Origin of the sequence: Pseudomonas sp. UBA1879, from assembly GCF_002338065.1 — a bacterium.
In the GTDB taxonomy this organism is placed as follows: Bacteria; Pseudomonadota; Gammaproteobacteria; order Pseudomonadales; family Pseudomonadaceae; genus Aquipseudomonas.
In genome coordinates, this window is record NZ_DDHJ01000015.1 from 550,623 (window position 1) to 562,900 (window position 12,278).

The window sequence follows — 12,278 nt, forward strand, 5'->3', positions numbered from 1 at the left end:
GTAATGAATAGCATGGAAAGCGTTGCGACGCACGGTGCGAGGCTTCAGGCGCAGATATCGAACAGGGAATTTGCGGCGTGGTTGGCGCGCAATGAGCAGAAGATTCTGGCGCAGCCGGAACTCCACGTGAAAGATCCAACTCCGTTAAACAAACCGGAACCCGAGCCGCTCCTGAAGCAACGCGGTTTGCGGCGTGTTGCTCAAAAAATAGAGATGTTTAAACCGGGATGGACGGCAGAGGATATTCTGGCAATACCGAAGGGTCGAGTCCTGATCCTTCAGTTTATCTTATACCCGAGTATATGGAGCATCACCTTGCAGAGTTTAAGAACGGCGCTTCGCGTGTGATGCCGTTGCGCAATTTTGAGAAATACGGAATAGCTCAAACACATGGTACTTCATTCATCATGGCCAACCATGAAGTGGACGAAATCTTTGCGAAGGCTGCGGGTGACAAAAGAGTTTTGGAACAAAAAACTCGGTCTTCCCGAAGGTTTTCTGGAGAGCGATAAGCTAGTCCGTATTGATATCGCGACCCCTGGCGAGCTAGGCTTGCGTATTCCATCTGGCAATGAAGCGGGGGCTAGCGAATTCTGGCTTCCGGGAGGAAAATTACCCGAGGGTAATTTTGAAGCGATTATTGATGCTGGTGAGATATCCGCAGATCGAATTATAACTAATCTAATACCGTGAGGTTCATGATGAAATTTACAGATATGTACTTTAACCGCGAAGAGCGCTTTTCATTGGGTATAGAAGAAACGTCCGGTAAATTCTATGTTTCATTTCCTGTTAGGAATGACATGATTGAGTATGAGGAATTTTACGAAATCGACCGCGCGCAGTTTGAGCTGTTTAAAAAGGATCTCAGTGCTGCACTAGCATTCGTCACTAGATGCCGCTACAGAGAGTTAGACGAGTTGTTAATCCAGAAGCCCGGTAGTAGGAGAGGGACAGCTATTTAAGTCACAGAATCTATATCGCTAATGTGACAACCTTTGCTAGGACTGAAACATCCAGTAGCGCGGCTAATCTGCCGCGATTTTTTGCGGGACTTACGACAATAGGTAATGAGCGGGATTGGGCCTGGTAGCCATCGCCGAATATTTCTATGAAGGCCTCCCCGCGTGCCTAACCACCCTGCAGCGAGATCTGGCCACAGCGTGGACTGCCGAGGATGGCGTCAAGTCCCCAAGGCTCGATCCTTCGGGCGGGTCGGCTGCCATCATTCAGGAACGCAACGAACGCGCGGCCAGACAATTGGCACGTGGCCAGGAGCAATTGGTGGTGTTGTTGCTGACGGCCATCGTGACGTACTTGACGCGCGGCCAGATGAAGGCTGGAGTGATGAACAGCATGGAGAGCATTGCGACGCGCAGTGCGAGGCTTCGGGCGGAGATGTCGAACAAGGAGTTTGCGAACTGGCTGGCGAAGAATGAGCAGAAGATTCTGGCGGAGCCGGAGTTGCAGGTTAAGGATGTGGCGCCGCTGAAGAAGGTTGAACCTGAGCAGGCTATTCCACCTGAACTCGCTCAGCCGCGAGTAAAGTCAATGGCTCCTCCCCTCATGTCATTGAAAGATGCCGTCGGTTCTCACACAGCAGAACAGTGGATCAGAAATGAAAGGCGGATTGCCAACGAAGCTGACCCACTTAAATCAAGATTGCTAACTGACGATCAAATTGGGGCTCTGCATGGCTATACTTTGGACGAGGGATACCAATGGATAAATCCCGCGCTACGAGGTTTTACACCGATGACTGAGCAAATGACCGCGTTTGTTGAGCATGCTACTCAAGGGCTTTCCAGACTGCCCCCTTATTTGGAAGCTGATACTTACCGAGGTACCACTCTGCCCCAACATATTCTTGACAATATTCAAATGGGGCATCCTACGAGCGATGGTGCGTTCTTCAGCACGTCTGCGCAATCTGCAAAAGCATTTAGGGGCAATGTCAAATTTCGGGTCAGTGGTTCCTCCGGCCGCGACATCAGTTTTTTGTCCGGACACCCAGAGGCCGAGGTATTGTATCCGCCGGGAACTGTGTTCGACGTTTTGAACAAAATCGAGTCTGGACCCACTACCCTTCTTCGCTATAAAGAGATCCCATGATCGACTTACGAAGCTCCAAAGAAGCCATCACCCAGTATGTCGAACGATACGACTACTTGCTTCCTCCGCCGTCACCGCAATTACGTCAACGCATGGACTACATGTTGCAGCCTGGTGCACCAAGGTTAAGCAGACAGAAACCCGACTGGCTGGCATCTAGGACTTGCACGCTAAGTCATGATGACGCGTTAGACCGAGCACAAGGTTGCTTGCTCGGGTTGGCGATTGGTGATGCAGTAGGTACCACCATTGAGTTCCTGCCCCGAGATCATGGCCATGTTGAAGACATGGTGGGAGGAGGACCCTTCAAGCTGAATGCAGGTGAATGGACTGACGACACCAGCATGGCTCTGTGTCTGGCAGACACCTATGCCGCCAACAACAAATTCGATTATGCCGACTATGCACAGCGACTCGCCCGTTGGTACAAGACAGGGCTGAACAGCCACAATGGCAAGTGCTTCGATATCGGCAACGCAACTCGTATTGCGCTTGAAGGATGGTTGAGCCAAGGGTTGGATTGGTACGGCAATGACGATCCATCGACCGCAGGGAATGGCTCGATAATCAGGCTCGCCCCTACTGCTATTTTTCGACGCCACTCACTGTCCGCGACTTGGCGCGAGAGCGCCGCTCAAAGCCGATGCACTCATCGGGCAGCGGAGGCGGTTAACAGTTGCGAACTCTTCGGAGCGATCCTGCATCTGGCCCTCAACGGTGCGGACAAAGCGGAGACGCTGGCGCATAAAGTACGGGCGCTTTACCCCCGTCCATTGATTATCAACGCTGGTGAATACAAACAAAAAATGCGTCAGCAGATTCGCTCCTCTGGTTACGTCATCGACACCCTTGAAGCCGCACTTTGGGCAGTGTGGAATACCGACAACTTTAAAGACGCCGTTCTGCTGGCTGCTAATTTGGGTGATGATTCCGATAGCGTAGCAGCAGTCACCGGCCAGTTAGCCGGAGCGTTATATGGCGTATCAGGAATGCCCGCCGACTGGGTCAAAAAAGTTGCATGGTCCAAGCACATCCAAGACCTCGGACACACGCTCTTTGAGCGAGCACCTCCTCAGGATGAGATGGACGAAGTTATCTATGGCGCCAAGTGAAGAATGAGCGTCTCAATCCTCAAAATAGGAGTAGGTCTGGAGTCGTAGCTAGGTTTGTACACCCCTCTCCTACTCGATCATGCAATTGGACCTCTCCCGCAAATGGGCCTCGATCAATATTGCGGACATAATGAAGCCGGTGCAAATGCGCTCTGGATTCCAGAAGGAAAGTTGCCAAACGGTAACTTGGAGGGTGTGATTGACGCGGGCAATATTTCAATAGACAGTTTCAAAACCACACCTTTGTTTTAGGAGGATTTAGATGAACTTTAAAAGACTCTTTGTCAACCGCGAAGAAATGTTCTCATTAGGCATTGAGGAAACATCAGGGAAATATTACGCCTCGTTCCCTGTCAGCAATGGGCTGGCTGATTACGAAGAGTATTACGAAATAGACAAAGTCAAATTTGAATTATTTCAGAAAGATGTTGACGCAGCCGTCACCTTTGTCAACAAGTGCCGGCGACAAGAGATGGATGAGCTACTTATACAGAAGCCAGGGACCAATAGGGGCACCGCTATATAAACCGCTTTGCCCTGGAAGCAATAAGCCCAAGCACACCACTAGGCTATGTAGTAGACCCAAGTGTGGTAGCTATTGCTTACTGGAGAAGACCGACGCAGCCATCTTGCGACGGTGGGAGCATTGCACATGGGTGGTGCGATCAGGGGTGCTGTGGGCTCACTCGCTTTTGATGCGAGCGCGCTACCGGGTCCCATGATCGGCAGCGGTATTGGCTTGCAGGTCGGCAATCTGATCCTGATGGGATTGGGTCTGGCGGCCATCGCCGAATATTTCTATCAAGGCCCCCCGCCTGCCTAACCACCCTGCAGGAAGGACTGGCCACAGCGTGGACTGCGGAGGATGGCGTCAAGCCTCCGGGGCTTGATCCTTCGGGCGGGTCGGCAGCCATCATTCAGGAACGCACCGAACGCGCAGCGAGACAATTCGCACGTGGCCAAGAGCAATTGGTGTTGTTGTTGCTGACGGCCATCGTGACGTACCTGACGCGCGGCCAGATGAAGGCTGGCGTGATGAACAGCATGGAGAGCATTGCGACGCGCAGTGCGAGGCTTCGGGCGCAGATATCGAACAAGGAATTTGCGAACTGGCTGGCGAAGAATCAAAGCAAGATTCTGGCGGAGCCTGAGTTGCAGGTGAAAGATGTCGCACCGCTGAAGAAGGTTGAGCGTGAGCTCGTGCATGATCTCCTGCCAAGCAAGCCGGCAGTCAATCCCATTGAGGAAGTCGTTGAGCCCGGTGTGTCACGTCGCGATTATCTGAACGAGAAGTTTGGACGGACAGGCGATCTGATACAGGACATAAACATCCGCGGAAATAAAGAAACCGCGGTGAATTTCTTCGAGTCACAAGGCTACGCGGCCAAAGACTACGAGGGTTACATGAACGGATTGGACTTCACCAAACCCGTTAGCGTCGAGACCATCAATCGTGGCAAAACGCTCTGGCAGTATCAGGTGCCCGGAGGCCGTCAGGGCATGAGGTATTCTCCGACTCCGGATATCATTCCTTCGCAACTGGGTATCAACCCTCTCGGGCAGATTTACAAAACTGACATCGTTGTACCCGAAATCGTGAATGTTTATCAGAGCACAGAGAAAGTTACGCTGCTGCGAAGTACATTAGCGCCAGTGGTTGATACCTGGTCCGTTCCGTCGCAGCCGTTTGATGCGATAGAGGGCGCTCGGCAGGTAACGACCGGACAGAAAGAACTCTTCAAATTGATCAGCCCAGGGACACCATGAATCCAACCACACCACTCGGCTATGTCGAAAAAGCGATTGCCATAACCATTGACCGTCGCAACGGGTGCCCGCAGTTTCCTGTCTATGACATGCTCCTGCGACAGCTGGAGTACGTGAAGGCAGTATTCGAAGGCGTTGAGAAAGATAAATCCAAACTCCACCAACTCAGCATCGGAGCCATTGCATCCAAGGAGTTTGAAGAGGAAGACCCCGATCTCGCACGGGCGCTCAAGGATGCTTACTACGTCGCAATACAGTCTGGTCGTGGGCTGAAGATCAAATTGCCGGACTGAGCCTTTGGCAATGCGAAAGCATGAGTCGTGAGCGCACTCGTTTGCGCCACAGAGCCTTAGAACGCACGCGTGGATCGACGCGTGTGCAACTGACGACAAGGAGCGTTGATATGAGCCTGCTCCGACCGGGCCTTTGGGCGCTTGCCCTTGCCGCAGCCATTTTCTGCACCACACCCCTGTACGCTCAAGACAGTGAGCAAGTGCTGAAGAGCGTGATCGCCGAGCAACAGAAACAACTCCCCATCCTGCTCGACCCGATAACCCGGATCGACAACATCAGCTACGTCAATCACAACGTGGTCTATAACATCACGCTTTATGGCTTTGAGAATCGACCAGGCGAGCGGGTGTACTACGAGAGCTACCTGACTCAGCAGATCAAGGAAGCGCTGTGCAGCCAGACGGCCTATCTACTCTTGCTTGAGCTTGGGAATACGATCACCTACAGCTACTCCAGCACCCAAGCCGAGCCGATTACCGAAATAACCTTCGGGCCGGAGACTTGCCCAAAAATGTAGTCGGTGATTCCCCTTCAGGGATTGTGTAGGTGTTGATGGCAATACCATCGGGATAGAGCCTGGGCAAACATCAAAGCAATTCGTCCATATCTGCAGGCTGTGGAAGAGATTCACTGGGCAACCGGATGTACTGCGGACCGCGCATTAACAAGATATCGCTGGATTGCAACTCAGGGGGTGAAGACGCGAACGTAGAAGTCAAAAGACTCAACTTGGCTACTGGTCAATGTGTTGTGTTTGTAGGCATGAACATCCCTGCTGTAACGGATGAACGCTTCGGACCCGGCGCCATCAGCAAAAAGCGAAACCAATGCCGCACACTGCATGAGCCAGTAGATGTCCAGAGAACCGTCGGTCCCTTTGGCATAGCTCAGGTCAAGTGCTTTTGAATGTAAGGCCCGCGCCAGTTCCCGCCCCTGCGCAGAGTAAGACTTACTCAGCGATTGAGGATGCTGTGCCTGGGCGTGGTCGATGAACGCTAGGTAGCGGCTGCGCAACGCCTCGTTGTCCCGCCCAAGCGGAGGACATCCGGGCGGAGGTACGTACAGAGGCTGCGGCGCCGGATGGACCGGTAGCCCGCTCTGATTCTCTTCGATTCTCGAGAGCGTTTGCGGCGCCGGTTCCTGCGCTGAGATTGCCGCTGATCGCACTATCGATGTATCCGGTCGGCCATGGCGGCCCAGGTACGTTTTCAATCGGCGCAGGCATTGCGCCAGCAAACCTTGAGGATGGGCACTCAATTGACAGAAGCCTCCTCTAGACGCTGCGCAAGCAGACGCCGGGGAGTAGCGGCGCTCAAGTAAGTGCCTATCAGTTCTGCCAGTTCTTCGATTTTGAGCGTTTTGTTGTCTCGGCAAAACTGCACGAGTTGCAACTGGACCCAGCGGCTTTTCTTGTTCAGCCTGGCGTCAGGCGCGAAGAATGAACGAGAGGTCAATTCAGGCAGGGGTGCGTCGTCTTCGAGCAACAGATTCAGCAGGATGCCTTTGCCGATCTGCAGGCCGAAATCGTTGATATGCGCGATTGGCAACGGCGCTTTGAGGTTAGCGAACACGAAATGGTCGGGCGTTAATAGCAAGGCAGTGGTATCCGCCCGCAGTAGCAGACGCAGCGTATGAGGCAAACCGAAGACCGCCAGCGACATCAGTACCCCGCCGAGGATGTAGGCCATGGCTGTCTGGACTTTGAACACGTCCGGATACAGCCACGTAAACAGCAGCAAAGCCGCCCCCGCCAAGAAGACCAGGCTTACGATGATCAGTGTAGTGACCCCTCGCAGGCGACCACCTTCGTGTAATCGCACCTCCCCGGTGACGTGACTGGCGTAGGTACGCAGTTGCTCGACTGCCTCTGCATCAAGCGACACGTAATGAGCAAGAAAGCTTTCGGTGATCCGGCCGTGGAGCTGTTCTGGAGCGGCGAAATAACGGTCCATCGCGGCACAGGCCTGAACCGCGTCGACCGGATGCGTACCGCAGCGAAACGCCTCGTCGACCGTGACCTGCAATGTGGCGATTCGCTCCCCATTGGAAGGATGAGTGTCGGACGGGTGAGGTAATTGAGTGGCCAGTTCTTCTTCGGGCAAGGTCAATACCTGATCGCCAAGCGCGTGCAGCAAAAGGCTCGGCAGGTGGGTTGGCATTACATAGTCAGGCTTGGGGTTGGTGGCCTCGCCGACGTGCTTGCTCAAAAGCCCCTGCACGATGGGCTCAAGGGCAGAGATGCGCAACAGGGCTGAAGCGATCGCAACATTGCTGGCCACCTGTGCTCCCGCCGCATCAGCCGCCAGTTCCCGCACACGGCTCCAGTGGTTCACGGCGTGGTCGAAGCTTTCCATGAAATGCACGCCCAACATGAACGCCGGACGCAGCATCGTGCGTTGGAGCAGATCGCTGCTGAGCATGGTCTGGTAGACGGCCTGAAGACTGCGGCTGATGCCGTCGTAGATCGGCACGAACCGTTGGCTGTATTCGGTATCGGCGCCGGCGAAGTGGGCCAGTTCGTGGCCGATCACTGCGCGCGTCTGCGCTTGATCAAGCAGGCCCAGGTACACGATTGGTACATGCAGGGTTCGCCCTGTGAGGTGCGCATCGCCGGGCAGCAGATTGACGTCGCTGGAGGTGACGTAAAAGCCTTCGGTCATGCCCAGCACGATGTGGTCGGGCTGCAAGGCCTCGAGTTGCCGGGCCAGATCGCGCACCAAGTCCCATAGCAAGGGCGCCTGCTCCGGGGTCACGGACTGACCAAGAACGACCATGGGGGTGGGCTCGAACATGTGCAGCATGACCTTCAACTGCTTGCCCATGGTCCAGATCGAATAAAGGCACACGAGACCGATCAGGAAGGCTGCCACCATCAGCTTGATCTCGCCGGTGGACATGCGCCCGGCGTGCCACAGTCCCAACCCTTCGAACGTCAGGATGGCAGCGACGGCTGCCGCCATCGCGACGATGTGCCCGACCAGAACGAACGGCAGGATGCGACTGACCCGGGTGAAGGTGTGAAGCAATCGCTCACGGGATTGAAGTGCACGAGAACCGGCCCAGCCCAAGGCCAGCAGACCGAGCAGGCCGACCAGCGCGGCCATGCACCCCAGCATGACGACACCCCACGCGAGGCCGGTCATCACCCGCGTCATACCAAGCAGTTGGCGGTTGTCGTCTTCTGTCTCGGCGATCTGGATCAGTGCCCGTTGCACGTCAACACGGCGGTGGTCGATTTCGATCCACGCACGCTTGTCTTTGCTCGCCAACTCCTGAAGGCGCGGACGAATATTGGCGAGTTCTGCCTGGTATTGACCCAGTTGGCGGTAACTCTCGGTACTGCGTTGCAACTCCCACGTGCCAAACAATCCGAGCAACACAGGCAACAGAATCAATACAGCGACAAGCTTCAGCGTTTGCATCATGCGGCACTCAACGATCGGTGCATCGCCGTTGATCAGACACGGCGAGCAAACATCCCTTTAACAAAAGCCCGTGGCTTCTGCGCTCCTGGAAACAGACGGCAGATGCACTGACCTGTCGCCCTATTTCAGACGGCGTTATACCTCGAATACAGGGTTTTCTGAAACTCGGAAGGGCTCGAATGTGGGGCGTTTCACAAGACAGAATCCGGGCGGTTGCCATCATTGTGTTGGGCATTCGCAGTCAAGTTTCCCGTTTGATTCGCGCCGCGTCGTAAGACTTGGAGTGAACAGGTTCACCTTTTTCAGCTTTAATTCGAAGCCCAATCGGGATCCAAAAAAATCGCTGGAAGCCCCACAGATCAAGGCGTGAGAGGGAGTTCGTCTCATGGAAATCCCCTCATTAGTGGCAGTCGGACATCATTGCGATGTGTATCAAAAACGATAAAAACTCGCCGTCTGTAGGAACTTTCCTGCGCCAAATGGTGCCTGAGCTGACGCTGCTGGCTAGACAATATTGATCTGCTAGCACCCCATTTTCACTATTGTGCGGACCGGTTTCGTGATGCTGTCTGTCACGGACCGAACGTCTCGAACAGGTGTGCCGGTCGAGAGAACATAGCCCTTCCGTAACCTCGCCACAGCGCGGGCTGTTGGAGAGAAGGGTTCAAGGACGATGTATCGATGACTCAGACGTTTGATGTAGAAGCATTGATCAAGCTGCGAAGCCAGACGCGGGCCATTTCCGATGTGCTCAAGGCGCAAGCTTCGGACTATCTCGCGACGCTGTCCTTGCTGATCCGTCCGCAAAACCTGTTTGGCGAATACTTGCAGGGCGCACAACGAAGCAGTGGCCGCGAAACTCAGCATCATTTCAAAGAACTCAAAGAGCTATACGACAGAATTGGTTCGGCCTCTCCGTTCCAATTGGTCAATGAGATGGAAGTGCCGCTGAATCTGATCAGCACCACGCCTGAACTATTTCCTCTTGAATACGACAAGGTGCTGGAACAGAGCGGCCAGACCATCCGCATCACCAGCCCGACACGCTGGGTGGTAGGTTTCAACTCCTTCGATCTGGCGCAGTTTCGCAAAGTGATCAAGGACCCGAATCGCAGCAGTGCCGAGCTTTATCGGTTCGTGGTGCATTACCTGGTCCTGTTTTACTGCGTCAGTAAATCTCCAGGCCTCGGTCGTCTGTTCGAAGGGCTGCGCTTCCCGGTCAGTTTCGAGCGGTTGAAAGATTTCGGCGACCTGCCCTTCTGCGTGATCAGCTCGCCGGTGCGTTCGACGCTGCCGGACGACTCGGTCATTCGCAGCAGCACCCAGATTGCCGGCAATGCCACCTTCGAGGAGTTGGTGGGCCAAGACAGCATCATGGACATGAAAGATGAGATTCGTCAGCGACTGCTGATGACGATCGAAGGACTGTAACGCGCCCGGCTCAACGTTGGGCCGAACACGCAAATGACTTGCAGCGACTTGCTCGCACAGGAGAACACGATGGCGAAGAAGGAAAGTACCCAGCACAAACTCGATCGCGTCCGCGCGCCTCGGGTTCATATCACTTACGACGTGGACATTGGCGACGCTCAGGAAAAGAAAGAGCTGCCCTTTGTCGTCGGCGTGCTGGGCGATTTCTCCGGCAATCCGCTGGAGCCTTTGCCAAAGCTCAAGGATCGCAAGTTCATCTTCATCGACCGTGACAACTTCAACGGCGTGCTCAAGGGCATCAAGCCGCGTCTGGCGTATCGGGTCGACAACACGCTGGCCAAGAACGGCACGCAGCTGGGCGTGGAGCTCAACTTCAATACCCTCGAAGACTTCGAACCGCAAAACGTCGTCAAGCAAGTCGAGCCGCTGCGCAAGCTGCTGGAAGTCCGCAACAAACTGGCTGACCTGCGCAACAAGATGGGCGGCAACGACAAGCTTGAAGAGCTGCTGATGGACGTGTTGCAGAACACCGAGAAGTTGAAAACGCTGGGCAAGGAATTCGGCCGTGAAGCCGCCGTTCCAGCCACCGATGCCAAAGAGTAAGCAGGAGCACGACGATGAACGATAAACACAGCGTAGCTCAGCAGGATGCCGATCTGGTTGAAGTGGAAAACTTCGCGCCCCAGTCCTCGCTGCTCGACAGCATCATTTCCGAAAGCCGCGTCGCCCGTTCCGAGACCGAGCGCACCCGCACCCGCGACCTGATCGGTGAGCTGGTAGGTCAGGTGCTCGAAGGCGAAATGACGCCGAGCAAAGACCTGATCGCCGTACTGGATGCGCGGATCGCCGAGATCGACTCGATGCTCTCCGAGCAGATGAACGAGATCATGCACGCTCGCGAATTCCAACAGCTGGAAGCCTCCTGGCGCGGCCTGAAGTATCAGGTCGATCAGACCGAGACCAGCACCACGCTGAAGATTCATCTGCTCAATGCTTCGAAAAAAGATCTGGTTCGCGATCTGAAGGCCTCTTCCGAGTTTGACCAGAGCGCGCTGTTCAAAAAGATCTACGAGGAAGAGTACGGCACCTTCGGTGGCGCACCTTTCGGCATGCTGCTGGGCGATTACGAGTTCAATCGCAACCCGGAAGACATGTACCTGCTCGAAGAAATTTCCCATGTCGCCGCAGCGGCCCATGCGCCGTTCATTTCTGCGGCATCGCCCGAGCTGTTCGGCTGGGACTCGTTCACCGACATGTCCGGCCCGCGTGACCTGGCGAAGATTTTCGACACCGTTGAATACGCCAAGTGGAAATCCTTCCGTAACTCCGAGGACTCGCGTTACGTCGGCCTGACGCTGCCCCACGTGCTGGGTCGCCTGCCTTATGGTCCGGATACCACGCCCGTCGAAGAATTCAACTTCGTCGAAAGCGTCGACGGTCGCGACCACAACAAGTACCTGTGGATGAACGCCGCCTATGCACTGGGCACCCGGGTCACCGATGCCTTCTCCCGTTATGGCTGGTGCGTGGCGATTCGCGGTGTCGAAGGCGGCGGCCTGGTGGAAGGTCTGCCGACTCATACCTTCAAGACCGATGACGGCGAAATTGCCCTCAAGTGTCCGACGGAAATCGCGATTACCGACCGCCGTGAAAAAGAGCTGTCCGATCTTGGGTTCATCCCCCTGGTTCACTGCAAAGGCACCGACTACGCCGCGTTCTTCGGCACACAGTCGACACAGAAGCAGAAGCAATACAACACCGACATCGCCAACGCCAACGCGCGCCTGTCGGCGCAGTTGCAGTACATCTTCGCGACGTCACGCATCGCCCACTACATGAAGGCGATCATGCGCGACAAAGTGGGCAGCTTCGCTTCTCGCAAAGACGTCGAGCTGTTTCTGAACAAATGGCTGTCGAGCTATGTGTTGCTGGACGACACCGCCAGCCAGGAAGCCAAGGCCAAATTCCCGCTGCGCGAAGCCCGCGCCGAAGTGTTCGAAGTGCCTGGCAAGCCTGGGGTCTACAAGGCCGTGACCTACTTGCGTCCGCACTATCAACTGGATGAACTGACCGCGTCCCTGCGACTGGTTGCCGAGTTGCCGCAGTCCACACGCGGCTGATCGATGTCGTTGCCAGG

12 protein-coding genes and 2 pseudogenes are annotated in these 12,278 nt (G+C 55.1%); 12 read left to right on the forward strand and 2 right to left on the reverse strand.

Annotated features, from left to right (window positions below):
- Positions 1-3: 3 nt before the first annotated feature.
- From B3N48_RS17615 to B3N48_RS17655, 9 genes and pseudogenes are all read left to right on the forward strand, one after another.
- A complete protein-coding gene (locus B3N48_RS17615; protein ID WP_296185865.1) occupies positions 4-348 on the forward strand; it encodes a hypothetical protein in 345 nt (114 codons plus the stop codon).
- 69 nt (positions 349-417) lie between these two features.
- Positions 418-693, forward strand: a complete 276-nt coding sequence (locus tag B3N48_RS17620; protein WP_296185867.1) for a hypothetical protein — start codon at positions 418-420, stop codon at positions 691-693.
- A 384-nt stretch (positions 694-1,077) separates the two neighbouring features.
- Positions 1,078-2,112 (forward strand): annotated as a pseudogene (locus tag B3N48_RS17630) (DUF6861 domain-containing protein); the annotation flags it as partial.
- The gene (gene tri1, locus B3N48_RS17635; protein ID WP_296185868.1) at positions 2,109-3,224 is read left to right on the forward strand and encodes an ADP-ribosylarginine hydrolase Tri1; all 1,116 of its coding nucleotides are present in this window, start codon (positions 2,109-2,111) and stop codon (positions 3,222-3,224) included. The pseudogene B3N48_RS17630 and the gene tri1, both read left to right, overlap by 4 nt.
- 262 nt (positions 3,225-3,486) lie before the next feature.
- Positions 3,487-3,750 carry a hypothetical protein gene (locus tag B3N48_RS17640; protein WP_296185870.1) on the forward strand — a complete coding sequence of 88 codons (264 nt, stop codon included), beginning with the start codon at positions 3,487-3,489 and terminating at the stop codon, positions 3,748-3,750.
- Positions 3,751-3,876: 126 nt separating this feature from the next.
- A pseudogene (locus B3N48_RS26935) lies at positions 3,877-4,412 on the forward strand (DUF6861 domain-containing protein); the annotation flags it as partial.
- A 75-nt stretch (positions 4,413-4,487) separates the two neighbouring features.
- Positions 4,488-4,991 carry a polymorphic toxin type 46 domain-containing protein gene (locus tag B3N48_RS26940; protein ID WP_414704255.1) on the forward strand — a complete coding sequence of 168 codons (504 nt, stop codon included), beginning with the start codon at positions 4,488-4,490 and terminating at the stop codon, positions 4,989-4,991.
- On the forward strand, positions 4,988-5,284 hold the full coding sequence (locus B3N48_RS17650; protein WP_296185872.1) for an immunity protein Tsi6 family protein: 297 nt from the start codon (positions 4,988-4,990) through the stop codon (positions 5,282-5,284). Before B3N48_RS26940 ends, B3N48_RS17650 begins: the two co-directional genes overlap by 4 nt.
- Before the next feature lie 110 nt (positions 5,285-5,394).
- Entirely contained in the window at positions 5,395-5,802 is a 408-nt protein-coding gene (locus B3N48_RS17655; protein WP_296185874.1) for a hypothetical protein, read from the forward strand.
- Between the two features lie 170 nt (positions 5,803-5,972).
- Here the strand turns inward: B3N48_RS17655 and B3N48_RS17660 are convergent, their stop codons facing one another.
- Positions 5,973-6,299 (reverse strand): hypothetical protein, encoded by a 327-nt coding sequence (locus B3N48_RS17660; RefSeq protein ID WP_296185876.1) that lies wholly within the window; start codon positions 6,297-6,299, stop codon positions 5,973-5,975.
- A gap of 239 nt (positions 6,300-6,538) precedes the next feature.
- The gene (locus B3N48_RS17665) at positions 6,539-8,707 is read right to left on the reverse strand and encodes a M48 family metallopeptidase (RefSeq protein ID WP_296186180.1); all 2,169 of its coding nucleotides are present in this window, start codon (positions 8,705-8,707) and stop codon (positions 6,539-6,541) included.
- 684 nt (positions 8,708-9,391) lie between these two features.
- On the opposite strand from B3N48_RS17665, the gene B3N48_RS17670 reads away from it, so the two are divergent.
- From B3N48_RS17670 to tssC, 3 genes are all read left to right on the forward strand, one after another.
- Positions 9,392-10,141, forward strand: a complete 750-nt coding sequence (locus B3N48_RS17670; protein ID WP_296185877.1) for a hypothetical protein — start codon at positions 9,392-9,394, stop codon at positions 10,139-10,141.
- A 69-nt stretch (positions 10,142-10,210) separates the two neighbouring features.
- Entirely contained in the window at positions 10,211-10,744 is a 534-nt protein-coding gene (gene tssB / locus B3N48_RS17675; RefSeq protein ID WP_093458283.1) for a type VI secretion system contractile sheath small subunit, read from the forward strand.
- A 14-nt stretch (positions 10,745-10,758) separates the two neighbouring features.
- The gene (gene tssC / locus B3N48_RS17680) at positions 10,759-12,261 is read left to right on the forward strand and encodes a type VI secretion system contractile sheath large subunit (RefSeq protein ID WP_296185883.1); all 1,503 of its coding nucleotides are present in this window, start codon (positions 10,759-10,761) and stop codon (positions 12,259-12,261) included.
- Positions 12,262-12,278 lie beyond the last annotated feature (17 nt).